This is a genomic window from Rhizobium sp. 05N49 (genome assembly GCF_056396805.1).
Window position 1 is genome coordinate 199820 of the sequence record NZ_JBFTME010000004.1, and the last position, 20649, is coordinate 220468.

At 59.8% G+C, this 20649-nt stretch carries 15 protein-coding genes; 4 read left to right on the forward strand and 11 right to left on the reverse strand.

Annotation, left to right across the window (positions count from 1 at the left end):
* Positions 1-10 precede the first annotated feature (10 nt).
* Positions 11-1864 carry an ABC transporter ATP-binding protein gene (locus tag AC1DF8_RS10540; protein WP_183850033.1) on the reverse strand — a complete coding sequence of 618 codons (1854 nt, stop codon included), beginning with the start codon at positions 1862-1864 and terminating at the stop codon, positions 11-13.
* Positions 1865-2176: 312 nt separating this feature from the next.
* Between AC1DF8_RS10540 and AC1DF8_RS10545 the strand changes: the two genes are divergently transcribed.
* The 3 genes from AC1DF8_RS10545 (at position 2177) to AC1DF8_RS10555 (ending at position 6731) form a co-directional block, all read left to right on the forward strand.
* Positions 2177-3046: an aldose 1-epimerase family protein gene (locus AC1DF8_RS10545; protein WP_478153376.1), complete on the forward strand. Its 870-nt coding sequence runs from the start codon at positions 2177-2179 to the stop codon at positions 3044-3046.
* A 275-nt stretch (positions 3047-3321) separates the two neighbouring features.
* The gene (locus tag AC1DF8_RS10550) at positions 3322-4728 is read left to right on the forward strand and encodes an FAD/NAD(P)-binding protein (protein ID WP_478153378.1); all 1407 of its coding nucleotides are present in this window, start codon (positions 3322-3324) and stop codon (positions 4726-4728) included.
* A gap of 77 nt (positions 4729-4805) precedes the next feature.
* Positions 4806-6731, forward strand: coding sequence for a hybrid sensor histidine kinase/response regulator (locus AC1DF8_RS10555; protein WP_478153380.1), 1926 nt, complete (start codon positions 4806-4808; stop codon positions 6729-6731).
* Positions 6732-6739: 8 nt separating this feature from the next.
* Here the strand turns inward: AC1DF8_RS10555 and AC1DF8_RS10560 are convergent, their stop codons facing one another.
* From AC1DF8_RS10560 to cyoA, 5 genes are read right to left on the reverse strand one after another with little or no spacing between them, the layout of a single operon-like run.
* Entirely contained in the window at positions 6740-7498 is a 759-nt protein-coding gene (locus AC1DF8_RS10560; RefSeq protein WP_478153382.1) for an SURF1 family protein, read from the reverse strand.
* A gap of 45 nt (positions 7499-7543) precedes the next feature.
* The gene (cyoD, locus tag AC1DF8_RS10565) at positions 7544-7945 is read right to left on the reverse strand and encodes a cytochrome o ubiquinol oxidase subunit IV (protein ID WP_112546135.1); all 402 of its coding nucleotides are present in this window, start codon (positions 7943-7945) and stop codon (positions 7544-7546) included.
* On the reverse strand, positions 7942-8562 hold the full coding sequence (cyoC, locus tag AC1DF8_RS10570) for a cytochrome o ubiquinol oxidase subunit III (RefSeq protein WP_112546136.1): 621 nt from the start codon (positions 8560-8562) through the stop codon (positions 7942-7944). The genes cyoD and cyoC overlap by 4 nt, the downstream gene beginning before the upstream one ends.
* Before the next feature lie 6 nt (positions 8563-8568).
* On the reverse strand, positions 8569-10572 hold the full coding sequence (gene cyoB / locus AC1DF8_RS10575; protein WP_112546137.1) for a cytochrome o ubiquinol oxidase subunit I: 2004 nt from the start codon (positions 10570-10572) through the stop codon (positions 8569-8571).
* 42 nt (positions 10573-10614) lie between these two features.
* Positions 10615-11778: a ubiquinol oxidase subunit II gene (cyoA, locus tag AC1DF8_RS10580; RefSeq protein WP_113014511.1), complete on the reverse strand. Its 1164-nt coding sequence runs from the start codon at positions 11776-11778 to the stop codon at positions 10615-10617.
* A 376-nt stretch (positions 11779-12154) separates the two neighbouring features.
* Here cyoA and AC1DF8_RS10585 point away from each other — a divergent pair, with 376 nt between their 5' ends.
* Positions 12155-13486, forward strand: coding sequence for an MFS transporter (locus AC1DF8_RS10585; RefSeq protein WP_478153385.1), 1332 nt, complete (start codon positions 12155-12157; stop codon positions 13484-13486).
* A 77-nt stretch (positions 13487-13563) separates the two neighbouring features.
* Here AC1DF8_RS10585 and AC1DF8_RS10590 read toward each other — a convergent pair whose 3' ends face one another.
* The 5 genes from AC1DF8_RS10590 to AC1DF8_RS10610 form a co-directional block, all read right to left on the reverse strand.
* Complete coding sequence (locus AC1DF8_RS10590) at positions 13564-14031, reverse strand: cyclic nucleotide-binding domain-containing protein (RefSeq protein WP_112546343.1); 468 nt, start codon at positions 14029-14031, stop codon at positions 13564-13566.
* 95 nt (positions 14032-14126) lie between these two features.
* Entirely contained in the window at positions 14127-16841 is a 2715-nt protein-coding gene (locus AC1DF8_RS10595; RefSeq protein ID WP_112968987.1) for an ABC transporter transmembrane domain-containing protein, read from the reverse strand.
* Between the two features lie 194 nt (positions 16842-17035).
* The gene (locus AC1DF8_RS10600; protein WP_478153387.1) at positions 17036-18169 is read right to left on the reverse strand and encodes a glycosyltransferase family protein; all 1134 of its coding nucleotides are present in this window, start codon (positions 18167-18169) and stop codon (positions 17036-17038) included.
* Complete coding sequence (locus AC1DF8_RS10605) at positions 18166-19413, reverse strand: glycosyltransferase family 4 protein (protein WP_478153389.1); 1248 nt, start codon at positions 19411-19413, stop codon at positions 18166-18168. Before AC1DF8_RS10605 ends, AC1DF8_RS10600 begins: the two co-directional genes overlap by 4 nt.
* Positions 19414-19424: 11 nt before the next feature.
* Positions 19425-20633: a glycosyltransferase family protein gene (locus tag AC1DF8_RS10610; protein ID WP_112546142.1), complete on the reverse strand. Its 1209-nt coding sequence runs from the start codon at positions 20631-20633 to the stop codon at positions 19425-19427.
* Positions 20634-20649 lie beyond the last annotated feature (16 nt).

Here is a 20649-nt window from a genome sequence, read left to right on the forward strand (position 1 = left end):
CGCCGGTTTCTTACGCGCTCAAAGCGTCGTCGCCCGGTCGCACCTGCAAATCGTACAGTGCCTTGTATCGGCCGCCGAGCGCCAGGAGCTCGTCATGCGTGCCCTGCTCGACGATGCGGCCGTCCTCGATGAAGAAAATCTTGTCGGCATGCATCAGCGAGCTCAGGCGATGGGCAACGATGATCGTCACCCGATCGGCGGCGTAGCGGCGCATGGCGCTGCGAATGCGCTGCTCCGTTGCCGCATCGATTGCTGCGGTCGAATCGTCGAAGACCATCACGGCTGGCTTCAGCATCAGCGCACGGGCGATCGAAAGCCTCTGGCGCTGGCCGCCCGAAAGCGAGACGCCGCGTTCGCCGACGACCGTGCCGTAGCCGGTCGGCAGGCCGAGTACGTAATTGTGGAGCTGTGCACTTTCGCTGGCGCGCTCGATACGGCCTTCCTTGGCCCAGGGGTCGCCATAGGCGATGTTGTTTTCGATCGTCGTGGTGAAGAGGAAGGAATCCTGCTGCACGACGGCGACGGAGCGGCGCAGCGACTGCAGCTTCGCCTTGCGGATATCCTGCCCATCGATGGTGATCTTGCCGGCAGTCGCATCATAAAAGCGCGGGATCAGATGGGCGAGCGTCGACTTGCCGCTACCCGGCGGGCCGACAATGCCGATGGTCTCGCCACGCCTTGCTTCGAAGCTGACGTCATGGAGCACTTCATGCATCGGCGAGGCCGGATAGGCGAAGCTGACATTCTCGAAGCGCAGCGTGCCGTCCGTGACCGCCAATTCCTTGGCATCCGGCGCATCGCGCACGGCAATTTCGAGGTCCAGCAGTTCGAAGAGGCGCGTGCCACAAGTCGAGGCGCGGGCGAAGGCGTTGACCATCAGGCCGAGCTGGCGCACCGGCATCTGCAAGATGGTCATGAAAGTCAGAAACGAGGCCAGCGTACCAACGGTGATCTCACCGGAATGCACCTTGCCGCCACCGATCCACAGCACCAGTCCCATCGCCACAAAAAAGGAAAAGGTCATGGCACTGGTATTGATGACGCGGATACCGACGCGCTGGTGGGCAAGTTCCAGCGCATTCTTCGAGGCTGCTTCAAATTTCGAAAGCTCGTGATCCTGCGCTGCGAAGGCGCGAACGACACGAATGCCGCCGAGATTCTCTTCCATGATACGCGTCAGCACCGACAGCCGCTGCTGCAGGTCGAGCCAGGTGGCACGCAGGCGAAGCTGGGTGATTGAGGAGCGCCAGCCGACAAAAGGCACGAAAGAGAGCGCCAACAGCCCAAGCACGACGTCAGTCGACAGGAGCATATAGGCACCGATGCCGATCAGCATGGAGAGAAGGAAGACGCGCACGAGCGCCGTCGAGAAATACATACGAACGCCTTCCAGATCGAGCAGGCCGACAGTGATGAGGTCGCCCGAATGCACGGTGTCGTGGAAGGAAAAAGAGAGACGCTGGATCTTTTCGTAGCAGGCAAGGCGCAGCTCATAGCCCATATGGTGGCCGACCGCCTCGCTGTAATAGTTCTGGATCATCGTAAAGATGCCGCGGAGCACACTGGCGCCGAGCAGCAACAGCGCCGTCGTCAAAAGCGCATCCTGTGCCTGCTGCCCAAGCGTGCCGCCGTGAAGCGCCACCTGCGTATGGTCGACCGCCTGGCCGAGTAACCGGGGAATCAAGAGCTGGAAGGTTGAGGCGATCAGGGTCGCGCCGATGGCAAGACCTGCTTGCCAAGGATGGCGGAAGGCCATGACGGTGATGCGGAACAGTGTGTAGAGGCCCTTGCCCCACCCTGCCGCGGTTGCAAGCGCCATCGAAGCCGAAGGCTTCGTCGCGCGTATGGACGCATCGCTGCTCACGGTATTTTTCCAATAGATGTGTGCTCGGACCAAGCGAGCCCGGAAAGACGGCAAATCCATGAAGGGATTGATAGCGCACCCACATTTGCCGATTCCGACAGGGGGTTCAAGTAAAGAATTCACCAGTTGGTTATTTTTACGTGAGCCTTCCTCGCGTTGAACGGTAACGCTACCGCCACGCCCAGCTGACTACGTGCCTCAGGCCGATTCGTCTGCCGGAAAACGAAAGTCTCGGCGCTGTGCATCGCCAGTGGAAATCCATGTCGCGCGCATGTATGGTCCGCTCGCCAAGCAGCACGAAGAGGGCGTTCGATGTCATCCACGGTCCGGATCGCAAATCAGTTTCTCACTGTCGACGTTTCCTCGCTCGGCGCCGAAATGCAGGCGCTGACATCCAACGACGGCCGCTCCTGGGTCTGGAACGGCGACGCCGCCTTTTGGACCGGCCGTTCGCCGATCCTGTTTCCGATGGTCGGCAAGGCGCCGAATGACGTTCTGAAGGTTGCCGGTCACAGCGCCCCTATGGGCCAGCACGGCTTTGCCCGTCGCAGTGAATTCGCGCTGTCATCCTCGTCCGAAGCGAGTTGCCGCTACGAACTTGCTGCTTCAGAGGCGACGAAGGCGGCTTATCCATTCGATTTCCTGCTGGCCGTCATCCATAGTCTCGAGGGTCGGGCTTTAACCGTTGCCGCCGAAGTCACCAACCGCGATATCAGGCCGATGCCTTTCGGTCTCGGTTTTCATACCGCTTTCCGCTGGCCGCTGCCGGATGCTGAAAGCAAGCCGCACACGGTCACGCTGGACAATGGAGCCGAGCCGGCGCTCGTCCGGCTTGAGGGCGGCTTGATCTCGCCGAAGAAACTTGCTTCGCCTTTTGCGGCAGGCAGGCTTGTGCTCGACCATTCCATGTTCGAGCAGGATGCCATGATCTTTCCGGAAGGTGCGGGGCCCGGCCTGCGTTATGGAGTTGAGGGCGGTCCGTCCATGCATTTCAGCTTCGAGAACCTGCCCAATCTGGCGCTCTGGACCAAGCCCGACGCGCCTTTCCTCTGCGTCGAGCCCTGGCACGGGACGGCTGCCGAAAATGGCGGTTCTGACGATCTTGAGGGACGCCCTTACACCAAGGTGCTTGCACCGGGCGAAACGTCGCGCTTTTCCTACACCGTCGAAATCCTCGCCTAGGCGGGGGCTCGTTTTCCGTTTTGGATCAGGGTGTTGGCCAGGTGGTAAAATAAACCTCTTGCCACATTGAGCTTTTCACGCTTTCATACACGACTAGTTTAATAGACTATGCGGCTGGGATGAGGATCTTTTCCAGCCAGGCCGGTTTCCAATGGAACCCGAGCCGGTGGTGAACGTTTTGCGTGGCCGCGTGAACCTGCCCAACGCATGACCTCGGACGTCCTGCGTTGAAACCTTGATCGAAACACATGCGGATGAGCCGCAAGGGAGTTGAGATGACGGTTCAGGGACTTTTTTCGAGTAAGGCGAGTGCGGCGGCTCAGATTTCCGCCGTGCCGCGTATTGCGATCGTCGGCCGCGGCTTTTCCGGCATGATGATGGCGGTGGCGTTGATGCGCACCGTGCGCGCGCCTTTTCACCTTCAGCTTTTCGATCCGAACTCCACGGTGAACGGCGGACAGGCGTTGGCGTCGGCAAGGTCTTCGACCATCCTCAATACGCGTGTGCGTGATCTCTCCGTTTCGCTTGGCGATCCCGATGATTTCAACGACTGGCTTTGTAGCAACGCCGAATTCCGCGCCGCCGTGCCGGCCGCAATTCCCGGCTTCCGGCAGATCTTCGTCCCCCGTGAAATCTTCAGCGACTATGTCTACCAACGCTTTTCAGAAGCACTCGCCGTCCGCCGGGATATCACCGTCCAGGTCTGCCACGATCCGGTCGTGGCAATTCGCAGGAGCCACGGCAGCCGATTCCTGCTTGAAAGCGCAAATCCATCCAATCCGCTTTTCGATACCGTGATCCTCGCGACAGGCTACGGCCTGCCTCGACCCGAGGTCGACGAGCCGGAGGTGTCGCCGGTCAGGGCGCAGCGTCTCGTCGCCCGGCCGCATACGGTGCTGCTCGGCAGCGGTATCAGGGTCGTAGACCAGCTGCTGCAGCTTCGCGACGCCGGTTATGCCGGGCAGGTGACAATTATTTCGCGACATGGTTTCCTGCCGCAGAGCCACACACCAAATTCCGCCGATCCGGTTTTTCCGGCCGAAGCGCTGCCGCAAAACCTGCCGGACATCGTTAGTTTCATCCGTCAGGCCTGCCGTGAAGCGGAAGAGGAGGGGCAAAGCTGGCAGTCGGTCATGAACGGCCTTCGCAAGCATGCCCGTTCGCTCTGGCGGTCGCTGCCGGCGCGTGAGAAGCGGCAATTCAACCGGCATCTGCGGGCGATCTATGACAGTCACCGCAACCGCCTGCCGGAGGCGATGCATCTGCGCCTTCAGCGGGAACTTGCCGAAGGTCGTACAGTGCTCAGGCGTGGCCGCGCCGGGCGCAGAGGTCTCAGCGGCCTGTTCTTCACGCCGGCCGGTTCGTCGAGCGAAGAAGTCATCCATGCCGAACGTATCGTCGATTGTCGCTGCCATGCGCCTGATCTTTCCGCTCCACTGATTCAAAGCTTGCTGGCGGCGCGCCTTGCCATGCCTGACGAGCTCGCGCTTGGCCTGGCTGTCAATGCCCGCGGCGAAACGTTCTTGGACGACGGCTCGTCGATCGATGGGCTTTTTGCTGTCGGCCCGCTTGGTCTCGGCAGTCTGCCGGATATCGATCTCGTGCCCGAAATCGTTACGCAGGCCTACGCGGCCTCCGATCGAATTGCGGAGCGCTTCTATCCACGAAGCCAGGCGGTTTAGCGAAATTCGTCACTTCCTTTGGAACCATCTGCCTGAGCCGGCGTTATGCTGCGCTGGTAATTCGTTTAGAGGGGCAGATGGAAGCCGTGGATCGATATGACACGTCTCTTCAAGGCGAAGGGCGTTTTCGTCTCCTTGTCGATGCGATCACCGACTATGCGATCTACATGCTCAGCCCTGAAGGTTATGTGACGAGTTGGAATTCGGGCGCTCAGCGTTTCAAGGGCTATCGCGCCTCGGAAATTCTCGGCCAGCATTTTTCCCGGTTTTATCTGGATGCGGATCGGGAGGCTGGATTGCCCGCTCGCGCGCTCAGAATCGCCGCGACGGAAGGGCGCTTCGAGGGTGAAGGCTGGCGACAGCGCAAGGATGGTACACGCTTCTGGGCGCATGTGATCATCGATCCGATCCGCGATGCCTCCGGTGAGCTGATCGGCTTTGCCAAGATCACTCGCGATCTGACGGAGCGCAAGGCCGCCGAGAACGCGCTAAAGCGTAGCGAGGAGCAGTTTCGTCTGCTCGTCCAAGGCGTCTCCGATTATGCCATCTACATGCTGGATCCTGAGGGCCACGTAGCAAGCTGGAATTCCGGCGCCGAGCGCATCAAGGGTTATACCTCGGAAGAGATTATTGGCCGGCATTTCTCCACCTTTTATACCGACGAGGACCGCCTCGGCGGATTGCCGGAGCGGGCCCTGGCAACTGCCAGCCGGGACGGGCGCTTCGAAAGGGAAGGCTGGCGAGTACGCAAGGACGGCTCGCGCTTCTGGGCGCATATTGTTATCGACGCAATCAAGGATGATTTCGGCGATATTATTGGTTTTGCCAAGATCACCCGCGACATCACCGAGAAGATGGAGACGCAGCGTGCGCTGGAGCAAACGCGCGAAGAGCTTTTCCAGGCACAGAAGATGGAAGCCATCGGCCAGTTGACCGGTGGCATCGCGCACGATTTCAACAACCTCCTGATGGCGGTGCTGGGGAGCCTCGAAATCCTCAAGAAGCGCATGCCACAGGATCCTGCTCTGGCGCCGCTTGTCGACAATGCCATGCTCGGTGCGCAGCGTGGTGCGGCGCTGACCCAGCGCATGCTCGCCTTTTCCCGCCGACAGGAGTTACAGGTCGAAAAGATCGATGTCTCCGCGCTTTTGCGCGGCATGATGGACATGGTCTCGCGTTCCCTCGGTCCGATCGCCACGCTTGAGACCGAGTTTCCCGAGAGCCTGCCGATGATTGCGACTGACCCGAACCAGTTAGAGGCGGCGGTGCTCAACCTCGTCGTCAATGCCCGCGACGCCATGCCTGGCGGCGGGCCTATTCGGATCAGAGCCACTGAGGAATTCGTGCCTGACGGCGGTACAATGCCGGCCGGCCACTATGTGTGCGTCGCCGTTGCCGATGAGGGAGAAGGCATGAACGACGAGACGCTGAAGCAGGCGGTGACTCCGTTCTTCACGACCAAGGGCATCGGCAAGGGAACGGGTCTCGGGCTCTCGATGGTGCAGGGGCTCGCTGCCCAGTCCGGCGGCAGGCTCGTGCTGAAGAGCCGGCTCGGTGAAGGCACGACAGCTGAGCTGTGGTTTCCTGTTACGGGAGCCGAAAGCATCGTAAAAGAACCTGAACAATCCGTGCCGGAAGCCGCAAATTGCTCACGGTCGCTGCGTATCCTCGCCGTCGACGACGACGGGTTGGTTCTGATGAACACCACGCTCATGCTGGAGGATCTCGGCCATACCGTAATCGAGGCGATGGCCGGAGCTGACGCGCTCGACATTCTTCGCATCGAAAACGTCGATCTGGTAATCTCCGATCACGCCATGCCGCGCATGACAGGCTCACAGCTTGCTGTGGCCATTCGCAATGAATGGCCCGATATGCCGATCATACTTGCGACCGGTTTTGCAGAGATTCCCGAGGGCTCCGGCATCACCGACATACAACGGCTCGGCAAGCCCTTCTCGCAGGCGCAGCTGGCAGAGGCGATCAATCGCATTGCCCAATAGACGCCTCGCTAAGAGGCTCTGCGGATTCTGATCTCGCTCCGTATGATATAGGCTAGGAGCCCCGCCACCATGAGCGCCAGCACATACCACGTGATGGCGTAAACAAGGTGGTTGTTGGGGAAATCGAGTACTGTCAGTCCACCCACGGGCACACCACCGGCATTGGGCGTCGCGTCCGCATCGATGAAGAAGGGGGCGGTGTTCGCAAGACCGCGCTTCCCGGCAATGGCCGTGACATCGCGCGAATACCACCGATCGGAAGCCGGCTCGTTGGAACGAAGCAGCATGCCCTTCGGCTCTGTCATGCGCATCAGTCCGGTGACCCTGGCCTGTCCGCCGAGCTCGCTTTCCGGTCGCGAGCCCGGATCGCGACGGTCAGGCGGGACAAAACCGCGATTGACGAGGATCGCGCTTCCATCCGCGAGCCTCAGCGGCGTCAGCACCCAATAGCCGCTGCCGAGCGCTGTCGAGGCCGTGACCAGCGTTTCCTTGTCGTTCTCGAAAATGCCTGATGCCGTTACCCGCCGGTATTCATCATCGGCGGGATTGACCTTGTTCCAGTCGGCTTGTGCGGGCGGCGCGACGGGTTCGGCATGGACGCGCGCATCGACGCGGGCGATCAGATCGAGCTTCCAGGAAAGGCGATGGACCTGCCAGGTGCCGAGGGCGATCAATGCGGCGACGAGAGCCAGAAGCCCAAATCCCAGGATCGCCAGAGTGACGGGCGAACGCGGGCTGTCCGGATGGTCGGAAGAGATATCGGTCATCGATAACCGCAACGGGCGGCGTTGCCGCCGCCCGCTCCTTTGCCGTTACGGCATGTTTTTCATCATTTCAGGGCTCATGGGCATCATGTTCGTATTCAGGTGATACATGACCCAGAGCGAGCCCGAGAGCGCGATGGCGACAATGATGATCGTGAAGATCAGCGCCATGATCGTCCAGCCGCCTTCCGACTTCGTGTTCATGTGCAGGAAGAAGATCATGTGAACGACGATCTGCACGGCGGCGAGCGCCATCACGAAAATGGCAGTTACGGTATGGTTTTCGAAGACGCCGCCCATGACCAGCCAGAAGGGAATGGCGGTCAGGATGACGGACAGGACGAAGCCCGTCATGTAGCTCTTGAAGGTGCCGTGACCAGCCTGATGTCCGTGGCTGTGGCCGTGATGAGCCTCGTGGGCATCCTCATGTACGGGTGCTTGCGAACTCATCCGAGAACTCCCATCAGGTAGACGAAGGAAAAGACGCCGATCCAGACGACGTCGAGGAAGTGCCAGAACATGGAAAGGCACATGAGGCGTCGGCGGTTGGCTTCGATCAGACCATGCATGGACACCTGCACCATCAGGGTCACCAGCCACACGAGGCCGAAGGTCACGTGCAGACCGTGTGTGCCGACCAGCGTGAAGAAGGACGACAGGAAGGCGCTGCGCTGCGGGCCGGCGCCCTCGTGGATCAGGTGCACGAACTCGTAGAGTTCGAGGCCGATGAAGGCTGCGCCGAAGAGGCCGGTGATTGCCAGCCAAAACAGCGTTTCCGCCTTAGCGTTTCTCTCCATCTGCAGCATCGCAAAGCCGTAGGTGATGGAGGAGAGCAGCAGCATCGAGGTGTTGATGGCCACCAGCGGCAGATCGAAGAGATCGGCCGGCGACGGACCGGCCGCATAGTTGCGGCCGAGCACGGCGTGAGTGGCAAACAGCACCGAGAAGATCAGGCAGTCGCTCATCAGGTAGAGCCAGAAGCCCAGATTGGTGCTGTTCTCCGGATGATGATCTTCGGTGAGGTAGAATTCAGGCTTCTCGGCCGTGTCGATAGTATGATCGCTCATGGTCTCTTACACCTGCTCGGCAAGCAATTGTGTGCGCTTGCCTTCCGTTTCGGTGACTTCGTCCGAGGGGATGTAGAAGTCGCGTTTGTAGTTGAACGTGTGGCCGATCGCGACGACGAACATGGCGACGGCGGAGAGCACGACCATCCACCAAATGTACCAGATCAGGCCGAAGGCGAGCGTAATGCTGAAGGCCGACAGGATCGCGCCGGTGCCGGTGTTCTTCGGCATATGGATCGGCTTGAAGCCGCCGAGCGGGCGCTCGTAGCCGCGGTTCTTCATGTCATACCAGCTGTCATGATCGTGCACGACCGGCGTGAAGGCGAAGTTGTAATCCGGCGGCGGCGAAGAGGTCGACCATTCCAGCGTGCGGCCATCCCATGGATCACCGCTGTCATCACGCAGTTCTTCGCGCTTTCTGAAGGAGACGACGATCTGGATCAGGAAGGACGCGATGCCGAGAGCGATCAGCCCGACGCCGAAGGCAGCAATGATGAACCAGATCTGCAGCGACGGATCATCGAACTGGCTCATGCGACGGGTGACGCCCATCAGGCCAAGGATATAGAGCGGCATGAAGGCGAACCAGAAGCCGATCTGCCAGAACCAGAAGCTCATCTTGCCCCAGAAGGGATCGAGCTTGAAGCCAAAGGCCTTCGGGAACCAGTAGTTCACGCCGGCGAACATGCCGAACAGGACGCCGCCGATGATCACGTTGTGGAAATGCGCGATCAGGAACAGCGAGTTATGCAAGACGAAGTCTGCAGGAGGAACGGCAAGCATGACGCCGGTCATGCCGCCGATGACGAAGGTCACCATGAAGCCGACCGTCCAGAGCATCGGCACCTCGTAGCGGATACGGCCGCGATACATGGTGAAAAGCCAGTTGAACATCTTCGCCCCGGTGGGGATCGAAATGATCATCGTGGTGATGCCGAAGAACGAGTTGACGGAAGCGCCCGAACCCATCGTGAAGAAGTGGTGCAACCACACGAGGTAGGACAGGATCATGATCACGCAGGTGGCGTAGACCATCGACGCGTAGCCGAACAGGCGCTTGCCGGAGAAGGTCGCAACCACTTCCGAGAAGATACCGAAGGCCGGCAGGACGAGGATGTAGACTTCCGGATGGCCCCAGATCCAGATGAGGTTGATATACATCATCGGATTGCCGCCGAGGTCGTTCGTGAAGAAGTTCGTCCCGGCATAGCGGTCGAGCGACAGGAGAGCGAGCGTTGCGGTCAGGATCGGGAAGGAGGCGACGATCAGGATGTTGGTGCAGAGTGCCGTCCAGGTGAAAACCGGCATCTTCATGAAGGTCATGCCCGGCGCGCGCATCTTCACGATGGTGGCGATCAGGTTGATGCCCGATAGCGTGGTGCCGACACCGGCGACCTGCAGGCCCCAGATATAATAGTCGACGCCGACGCCGGGACTATAGGCGGCACCCGAAAGCGGCGGATAGGCGAGCCAGCCGGTCTGGGCGAATTCGCCGATGAAGAGCGAGATCATGATGATGATCGCGCCCGCCGTCGTCATCCAGAACGAGAAGTTGTTGAGGAACGGGAAGGAGACGTCGCGCGCGCCGATCTGCAGCGGCACCACGAAGTTCATGAGGCCGGTGACGAAGGGCATCGCCACGAAGAAGATCATGATGACGCCGTGGGCGGTGAAGATCTGGTCGTAATGGTGCGGCGGCAGGTAGCCTTCATTGCCGTTGAAGGCGATCGCCTGCTGGCCACGCATCAGAAGCGCGTCGGAGAAGCCGCGCAGCAGCATGATGACGGCCAGAATCACGTACATGATGCCGATCTTCTTGTGGTCGACACTGCAGATCCAGTCGCGCCAGAGCGGACCCCAGAACTTGAAATAGGTGATGACGCCGAGCACCGCGATGGCGCCGATGACGACGCCGATAAACGTCACGACCAGAATGGGCTCGTGATACGGGATCGCGTCGAGGGTTAACCGGCCGAAGATGAACTTCAGGAGGTCAGGATTGGAAAACATGGAACAACCCGTTCATTATGTCTTACGACGCAAAGCGCCAGGTTAATTGTTATTGTTGAGCTGCGCAGGCGCAGGACCGCCGCCATTGCTCATGCCGGGCATGGAATGGCCATCATGCTGCATGTCCATTCCGGGCATGTTCTGCATGCTGTTGCCATCGGTGCTTTCGGCAGGCTCGCTGCGTGCGGGAGCGCCTGTTGCAGGTACCGTCGCCGCGGGCGCGACGATGCCTTCGTCAGCATGGCGGTTGTCGTAGGTCAGCTTTTCGCGGTTAGCTTCGCTTTCCTTGCCGCCGCCGCCCATCATGTCGATGTGCATCATCTCGTTCATGCACATTTTGCCGGGTGTGGCGCACATGTTGAGGATCGCGTCGTAGAGATCGGCGTCGGCGCCGGCATAGTAGCGCACCGGCTCCTTCTCGCTCGGCTTTTCGAGCTTCAGATAGGCGTCGCGGTTGAGCATCGTGCCGCGCTGCTTGACCTGCGCCACCCAGGCATCGAAGCCCTCCTGGTTCAGGCCGTGGAATTTGAAGCGCATATTCGAGAAACCTTCGCCGCTGTAATTGGCGGAGAAGCCGTCATATTCGCCTTCCTTGTTGATGACGGCGTGCAGTCTCGTCTGCATGCCCGGCATGGCGTAGATCTGGCCGGCAAGGGCGGGGATGAAGAAGGAGTTCATCACCGACGAGGAGGTAATCTTGAAACTGATCGGGACATCAACCGGTGCTGCGAGCTCGTTGACGGTCGCAATGCCGAGGTCCGGGTATAAGAACAGCCATTTCCAGTCGAGCGCCACGACCTCGACGGTCAGCGGCTTGGTATCTGCCGGAATGGCGCGCTCCGCGTCGATACGGTCAAGCGGCCGATAGGGATCAAGCTTATGTGTCGAAATCCAGGTGACCGCGCCGAGCGCGATGATGATGGCGAGCGGTGCTGCCCAGATCACGATTTCGAGACGCGTGGAATGATGCCATTCGGGCGCGTAGTTCGCGGCCGTATTTGAGCGCCGGTAACGCCAGGCGAAAAACAGTGTGAGGAAGATCACCGGAATGATGATCAGAAGCATCAGCACCGTCGAGACGATGATGAGGTCGCGTTGCTGGGCAGCAATATCGCCCGAAGGCGACATGACTACCAAGTTGCATCCTGCCAAAAAAAACAGCGGCAAGATTAATAGAAGGCGGGAAAACTTTGGCAGTTTTTGCACGTCTCTAAGCTCTTTTTGTTTCGTTCAATTGCCGACTAAAGCACTGGCACAAGCAGCGATATGAGGTCTTTGGTCGCAGTGCAACATGCATTTTGCACCGCGGGAGAAGTCAGCTTCCACGGCGCCCCTAAAATCCTGATAACAGTAAGAAGGAATTTCTCCGGCGCCGCCTTGTGTATAGCTGAAAAGCAGGGCCTTGCCCAATAAAACTCTGGAATAGGTTGGGATAGGTATCACGCGATTTTGACGTCGCATCGTTTTTTGAGAATTCGACGTCAACTATTTGCGCGATCAGGACTTGATAAGCTGCAAATATGGAACAAGATCAGCTTGAGGTGCTTTGTAAAAAGCACCTTGAACGAGGGAGGCGTTTCATATGGCTACTGTAGCCCATTTAGGACCATCATCTTCATCGCTGGAACGGGATGCGCGGCGCATCCACGATGACAAACCGGTTTCGCCCGGCAGCATCGCGGTCGGCGTGGTGATCGGTCGCATGTCTGAATTTTTTGATTTCTTCGTTTACGGCCTCGCATCCGTACTCGTGTTTCCACAACTTGTATTTCCCTTCGCGCCGGATCGGCTGACGGGCACCCTCTATTCCTTCGCGATTTTCTCGCTGGCGTTTCTCGCCCGTCCCGTCGGCTCGGTTGTCTTCATGACCATCGACCGCCTCTATGGACGCGGCACCAAGCTCACCATCGCACTCTTCCTGCTCGGTGGTTCGACGGCATCGATTGCCTTCCTGCCGGGCTATGATGAAATCGGCTACTGGTCGATTGCGCTGTTGGCACTTTTCCGCCTGGGCCAGGGTTTTGCGCTCGGTGGTGCCTGGGACGGTCTCGCTTCCCTGCTCGCACTTAACGCGCCGCCGAATCACCGCGGCTGGTACGCAATGATCCCGCAGCTCGGCGCGCCCATCGGTTTTGCGCTGGCGAGCATCCTGTTCGGTTACTTTGTCGCCAATCTTTCCTCGGAGGACTTCCTCTCGTGGGGCTGGCGTTATCCGTTCTTCGTGGCCTTCGCGATCAATGTCGTCGCGCTTTTTGCCCGTCTTCGCCTCGTCATGACCAAGGAATTCGGCACGCTGCTCGAACAGCATGAGCTCGAAGCAGCACCAATCCTCGACGTACTGCGCGTCCACGGCCGCGATATCCTGATCGGCGCTTTCGTGCCGCTCGCAAGCTTTGCCATGTTCCACCTCGTCACGATCTTCCCGCTCAGCTGGATGAACCTTTATGGCAACCAGCCGATCGGCGCCTTCATGGTGGTTCAGGTCGTTGGCGCCATGGTCGGTATCTTCGCGATCATTGCGTCGGGTGTGATTGCCGATCGTATCGGCCGGCGTAAGCAACTGGCGATCTGCGCGGTGCTGATCGCGATCTTCAGCTTCGTTGGTCCATTCCTAATCGGCGCCGGCAATAGCGGCCACGATGCCTTCGTCATCATCGGCTTCGGCGTGCTCGGCCTTTCCTTCGGCCAGGCGACCGGTTCGATCTCCTCGCGCTTCGGCCGCGGCTATCGCTATACGGGTGCTGCCTTCACCTCCGACCTTGCCTGGCTCATTGGCGCGGGCTTCGCACCGCTTGTCGCACTCAGCCTGTCCAGTGAGTTCGGCCTGACCTTCGTCGGCTACTACCTGCTGTCGGGTGCGATTTGCACGCTCGCTGCCCTCGCCTTCAACAGGGCGCTGGAACAGCGCGAGTAGGGCACCGAAGGACACAACGAAAAGGCCCGCCGGGGAAACCCGGCGGGCCTTTTCGTTTACAATCTATTTTCGGAGTTTCACTGCGCCATCTGCGGCTGCTTGGCTGAACGTGCGGCGGTCAGTTCGGCAGTCGTATGGTTGAGCCGGTCCGCGAGCACACGCATGATCTCCACGGCCATCTCCGGAAAATCGCTCAGAAGCTTGAGGAAATGTTCCTTGCTGATGCGCAGGACTTCGAGCGGTGAGGTGGCGCGCACCGTCGCGGTACGCGAGACATCGCAGAGAATGGCGATTTCGCCGACAATGGAATTGACCTCGACATCGGCGACCTTGATTTCGCCGGCAGGCGAGGAAACGATGATATCGGCCGTGCCTGACAGAACGACGTAGGCGGCGTCGCCGACATCGCCCTGACGGAACAGGTTTTGGCCTGGGTGGTACGTCATGCGGTCCGAGGTGAAGGCCAAGAGCTTGAGTTTCGCTGGTGCGATCCTCGAGAAGATCGGCACCCGCCGCAGCATTTCTACTTCATCTCTCAACAGCATGAGTGCTACACCCCCTGCCGCATGGTCCTTGATCATGCGCTAAAAACCAACTCCAAGCGCCTTGCAGGCGCCGTCTCTGCCGCCCCAATAGAGTATTACGATAACAGTTCCTTGAACATACCGTTTTTCTCGGAAAGTTCCGGATAGTTGCCCGCCTCGGCAAGATCGCCGCGATCGAAGAGCAATATTCGATCGAAGATTTCCGCCAGCTTGGCGTTGGACAACACCCAGATAATTGCCGGGCGTTTGCCTTCCTCGTGAAGGTCTTCAATGATGTTGTGGGTAATCTGGTCCTGGATGCGCTGGTCGAGCGCCGGGATCGGCCGGTTGAAGATAAAGTAATCGGAACGCTTGAGCAGCGCCCGCGCCAGATTGAGTTTCTGTCGCTGTACCCCTGTCAGGCGCTTGCCGCCGGAGCCGACATCGAATTCCAGCCCGATCGACAATACGTCGTCATAGAGATCGAGCGCATCGAACAGTTCGCCCATGATCAGGCGGATGCGATCGGAAGCATCGGCCTGCTGATAGGCGATGCGGCCGAAGAGCACATTGTCCATCAGGCTCGCGGAGGCCGTGAAGCGGCTGATGTCATAACGCTCGATCAGCTCGGCGAGATCATCGGGGATATTTTGGTGGAACTGCTTGCGGGCATTGACAATCTTGTCCATCAGCGCCTGCGTCAACAGACCGAAGCGGTGCCGTGGTTCGATATAGGCAAAGCTCAGGCGGATGATGCTTGCCCGGTCTTCGGGCGTAGCGTCCTCGAAGCGCTTGCCCTGCAGCTTCTGCAGCAATGCCTGGTAGGTCGGAATGTCGTCCGCCGTCATGAAGGTAAGCTGCTGGAAGAAAGGGTGGTCCGGCGGCAGGTCGTGGAAGAGTTCCACCGCGTTCTCGGCAATTTCCAGGCCCATCGCGTAAAGGTCTGTGCTCAGCCCGGTGTCGCGGAAGAGCTGCTGAAAATAGGGATGGCCGGCGAGCCGGCGGTTGTTCATCAGCGGCCGTTTCATTGTGCCGAAGAGCAGGTTTTCGCCAACAGTCGCCTGCGTGTTGTAGGCGTCGAAATCAAAGGGCACGACGATGGCGTCAAGATTTTCAGCGGCAAGTCGTTCGCGCAGCGATGTTCTGAGCTCCACGATATGGCTGCCAAGTGCGGTATGCACTTCGGTATTCACGGTCGAGCGCAATGCCAAATCCAGAATGTCCTGCGACATCAGCACGGCGTCGAGTACTGGCCGGATCGCTTTCAGCAGATCTTCAGGTCCCTTGGCGCCGGCAGAGTTATAGTCGACCCAGTCGCTGTTGAGATCGAGGATCGGATTGCCGGCCTTCTGTGATTCCGTGACATGCCATTTATATTCCTGCGCTGTCTTGTCGTCATATTCAGGCTCTTTCATCGGCGCGTGCTTCAGGCCGTAGAGCAGGTTGTCGCGCAGCGTGCCGTGGAAGAAATAGCTGTCGGCAGAGGCATAGGAGATGCGCCGGCCAGTGATGGATTCGGGTAGATCCAGCAGGTCCTGTCCGTCGATGGTGATGCGGCCGGAATCCGGCCAGACGAGGCGGCCAAGCGCTTCGGCGAAGGCTTCCGCACCACTGCCGTTCGGTCCGACGATCGCAACCGTCTCGTTCGGCTTGATCTCGACCGAGACGTGATCGACGAGACGTGCGCCGCTATCGTCGCTGACGGAGAGGTTGGTGACGACGAAGGCGCTCGTCAGAGGTGCCACCGGCGCGGTCGCGAGTTCCTGGATACGGCTGTCGATCAGCGGCTCGACATTGAATTGTTCGTAGACCTGCGCGTACTTGACCTGCACGTCCTGGCGCATCTGGTCCCAGTCGATCAATTCTTTCAGCGGGCCAGGCAGATCCTTGTAGGCGGAAATAACGGCGACGAGCTGACCGATGTCGAGCCGACCCTGCAGCGCCAGATAACCGCCGATCGCATAAAACAGAAAAGGTGTGACCTGGGCCAGGAAGTTGTTGATGAACTTGACCAGGAATTTCCACTGATAGAGGTCGTAGCGAATCGAGAAGATGCGTCCGAGGCGGGTCGCGATATCAGCGCGCTCGAAGTTGGATGTGTCGTTGCCGTGGATCGTGCCGATGCCGTCGACGATCTCGCCGACGCGGCCCGAGAGTTCACGTGCGGTCAGCTGGCGCTGGCGGCCGAGTTCGAGCAGACGCTTGCGCATGCGGGGAATGACCACCGCCTGCACGCCGACAATGGCAGCCGCGATCATACCGAGCCAGAAATTTTGAATGATGATGAAGGCAAGTGCGGTAATCGCCTGGCCACCGAGAAGGGCGGGGGAGACGAATGCGTCGCCGGTGAAGCCGCCCATCGGCTCCACCTCGTCCTTGATCATGGTGGCGATTTCAGCGGATTTGACCCGCTTGAAATGGGCAGGCGGGAAGCGCAGCACGCGATCGATGAGTTCGAAGCGGATGCGGCGCAACATGCGCTCGCCGAGCCGGCCCTTGTAAGTATTGATGTAGAACTTGAAAAGGCCGTTCAGCACCACCAGGGCCAGGAAGACCAGGCTCAACGCCATCAGCATCTGGAAGCGATTGAGTTCCAGGCCCTTGAAGAACTCGACATGCCCGATCAGCGGGATGTCATAGGCGATGTGCATGAAAATCTGTCTTGCACCTGGCCCGTCGAAGCCGTCACCCTGGATAGGTCCGTTGACGATTTGCTTCGGCAAGTCGAAGGACAAGAAGTAGGGTACCATGGAAGCGGCGACGACCAGCAGAATCCAGAGCTGCTGCAGCCGCGTGTTCTTCCAGATGTAGCGCGCGAGGCTTTTTTCCATGGCTAACCGTCAGACTGTGGGAAAAGTCCGCACTGCAATCCTGATGCTGGGGAAGGGGGAATCTCCGAGTACAGGACCATGCAGTCAGACCGCCGATATCGCAACGAAAACAAGGCGGAGCGGACTGATGTCGAAACGCCGATTCTCGCCGGAATTTTCCTTATATCACATGAATTTTAGAATAGGCGAGGGTTTCAGCCGATCATTGAACGAATGATGGCTGCACTTTTTGCGGCACCGTCTAAATCCAGCGAAACGGCCGGGCGCAACGGTGCTGCAAGTGCGCGTTCGACAGCGGTTTTGACATCGTCGAGCGTCAAGCCCGCCTCCGGCAGGATTTCGGCAAGGCCAAGTGCCTGCAACCGTTCGGCCCGCACGGTTTGCTCTGTCTCGCCTGCCGCCACGAAGGGGATGAGGATCGAGCGGCACTGGGTGCGAAGCAGGTCACCGACCGTGTTGTAGCCAGCCTGCGAGATCGAGACTTTGGCACCACGCAGCAGCGAGGGGAAATCCTTGCGGAACCGTACCAGCGTGACATTGGCAGGCGCATCCTGCGACAATAGGGCAAAATCAGCCGCGGGAAGGTTGGGGCCGGTGATCAGCAGCCATTTGATATCGGCAGGCAAGAGTACCGCCGCATCCCGCGCGGCGCGGATCAGCTCCAGCCCGACGGCGCCGCCGCCTGCCGAAGCGATAATGTCGAACGTCTCGGATGGTTCGGGTGCGGGCGGCGGGGCAACGAGACCGGTGTAACGAATTCGATCAGCGATCTCAGGCGTCAGCGGGAACGTATCCTCCAGACGCACGAAGTTCGGATCGCCATGGACCAGCACGGCATCGAAATGCTCCTTGACCAGCTTGACGGTTTCCTCGTCACGGCCGGCCTTGCGGTTTTCCTGCAGAATATCGCGCACGGAGCTCAAAAGCTTCGGCCGCGGGTTGGCCCTTTCGATCGCATCGAGCAGGGGCAGCAGTTCGAAACGCATCTGCCGGCGGCCAAAGGGGAAGGCCTCGACGATGACGACATCTGGCTTTGCCTCGTCGAAGGCTTTGAGAAGCAGGTCGCGGCGCCTTGAAAGGAACTCCTCGCCTGCTGCCTGCCCATCGGCATCGGCAAGGCCGGAAAAGCCGATATTGCTGGCGACCACCGGCGGCAGCTCGATGGTCTTCACGCCTTCGCCGGGAAAGCCTGGCACCGGCAGGCCGCCGGTGACGACCGTGACGTCGAAGCCATCCTTTACCAGCGCATTGGCGATACGGCTGGCGCGCGCAATATGGCCGATGCCGAGCAGATGCTGGACATAAAAGAAGATGCGGGGAGCCGTCATGACGCCTTCTGCCATTCTGCCTCGAACAGGCCGCTCAACTGCCGGATGCTGGAGTGATAATCGAAATGGCCGCGCACGCGCTCTTCGGCCGCATCCCCCAGCCGCTTGCGCAGATCGGGATTGCGGATCGCCGTCTCAAGCGCTTTTGCAAGGGCTGCCGGATCTTCCGGTGGCACGACAAGGCCGTTCTCGCCATCGCTCAGCAGCTCCGGCACGCCTGAAACATTGGTGGAGAGACAGACGAGCCGCTGGCTGGATGCTTCGACGAGCACATTCGGCAGCCCGTCGCGGTCGCCGTTGGCGGCGATGCGGCAGGCAAGGGCGAAGATGTCGGCGCGGCGATAGTGATCGAGCACGTCTTCCTGCGCCAGTGCACCCTTCCAGGTGATTCGGTCGGCGAGGCCGAGTTCCGCGGCGAGCTTTTTCAGCTTGGAAAGCTCCTCGCCGCCGCCGATATGATCCATGCGCCAGTTGATTTCCCGAGGCACCAGGGCAAGGGCGCGCAGCAGCACGTCATAGCCTTTCTTTTCCACCGCCCGGCCGACGCTGAGAATGAAGGCGGGATCGGCGGAATCGCTGCCATCGCGGTTCGAGCGCTCGCCTGCAAAATGGCCGAAGCGAGCGAGGTCGAGGCCGTGATAACTCAGATGTACCGCATCCTTGCGCGCCGTCAGCGCTTTCATGTGTTCGTAGCCGCTGCGGGTACAGGTGACTGCCCAGCGGGCACTTCCGAGCTTCTGGCCAAGGTCCCAGTCGGGCGAAGTCCAGATATCCTTGGCATGGGCCGAGCAGGTCCAAGGCGTGCCCGTCAGGATGCTCGCATATTCGGTCACTGAGGCAGGTGTATGGATGAAATGGGCATGCAGCCACTCGCCCTTGTCGGGCCATTCGCGCGCCAGTACCAGCGCCTGGCCGAGCCTGCGGAAACGATTGCGGGAGATATCGCGCGGCAGATCGGCGAAGAACCGTTTCATCAGTGCGCCGAAGCCTGGCCTGGAAAAACCGGCGAAAAGACCTTTCAATACGCGGATCGGCTCTTCGTGCAGATATTCCGGCAGATAGACGACGCGCGCCTTGATCTCGTCATGCACGGGATGACGCTTCTTGTCGGTCGGTCGACGCATGGAGATCAGCGTCAGGTCGAAGCCGGCCTTTTCGAGACCGAGCAATTCCTGGGCGATGAAGGTTTCCGAAAGGCGGGGATAGCCTTTCAGCACGACGAGAATCTTGCGGCGTGGCGGCAAAGGAAGGCTCTTTATTCTGCGCCTACGAGAGAAAGGTGGCGTCCACGGCCGTCCAGCCATCCACCAACCGTGCGGGAAATCTGATTCAGCCCCTCCAGGTGCATGTTGCTGCCGCTTTTCGATGGCGGAAGCCGCGAGGGCAGGCGCTTCAGCGTTTCGGCCATGATAGTCGGGTCTCCGGATTGCTCCGGCAGCAGCATGTCGACCAGGCCGAGTTCGCTGGCGCGGCGGGCACGCAGAAGCTGCTCCTCGCGCGGGGCGACGCGCGGGACGATAAGGGCGGGCTTGTCGAAGGAGAGGATCTCGCAATAGGTGTTGTAACCACCCATGGCGACAACGGCAGTGGCACCGTCGATCAATTCCTCCATGTGATTGTCGAACTCGATCACCTCGATATAGGGAATGTTCTCGCCCTTGCGCACGAGTTTCGCGCGCTCGGCGGCCGGCATATAGGGACCGAGCACGACAAGCGCTTTCTGTGTCAGCGTCTCGTCGGCCTCATAGGCGTTCATGACGTCGTGGACGAGATCGGAGCCATCACCGCCGCCGCCGGTCGTCACCAGGATATAATCGTCCTTGCGGGCATTCAGCGAGTTCTTGCCCTTGGAAACGCTGCGCTGCAGGAAGCCGACGAAATCCATCTTGCGGCGGACGCCCGAGGGCACGTCGAGGCCGACCAGCGGGTCGTAGAAATCCGGTGGTCCATAGACCCAGATGCTGTCGTAATACTGATCGATCTTCTGCATGATGCCGTTTTTCTTCCACTCGGCTTCGAGCAGATGCGGCGCGTCCATGACCTCGCGAAGGCCCAGCACCAGAGTGGTGCCGCGAGCCTTCAGATAGGCGAGCGTTTCCTCGACCTCGCCTTTTAGCCCCATCGGCTCCTTGTCAACGATGAAGATGTCGGGCTGAAAGGTCTCGGCGGTGTGCCGGATGCTCGATTCGCGCATCTTCAGTGTATCCTGAAGGTCGATATGGCTGGCGAGTGACGTATATTCGCCGTTTCGCAGCTTGATGACGCTCGGGATTTTCACGAAGTCGACTCGGGCACGGTAGTCGAAGGCCCCGGCAATCGTCGCGCCCGATATGATCAGAATATTCAGGCCGCGATAATCCTCGACGAGGGCATGGGCGATCGCCCGGCAGCGGCGCAGGTGGCCAAGGCCGAATGTATCATGGCTGTACATGAGGATGCGCGCATCTTCGAGACGTCTGGCCATCGGTGTGCCCCTTGAG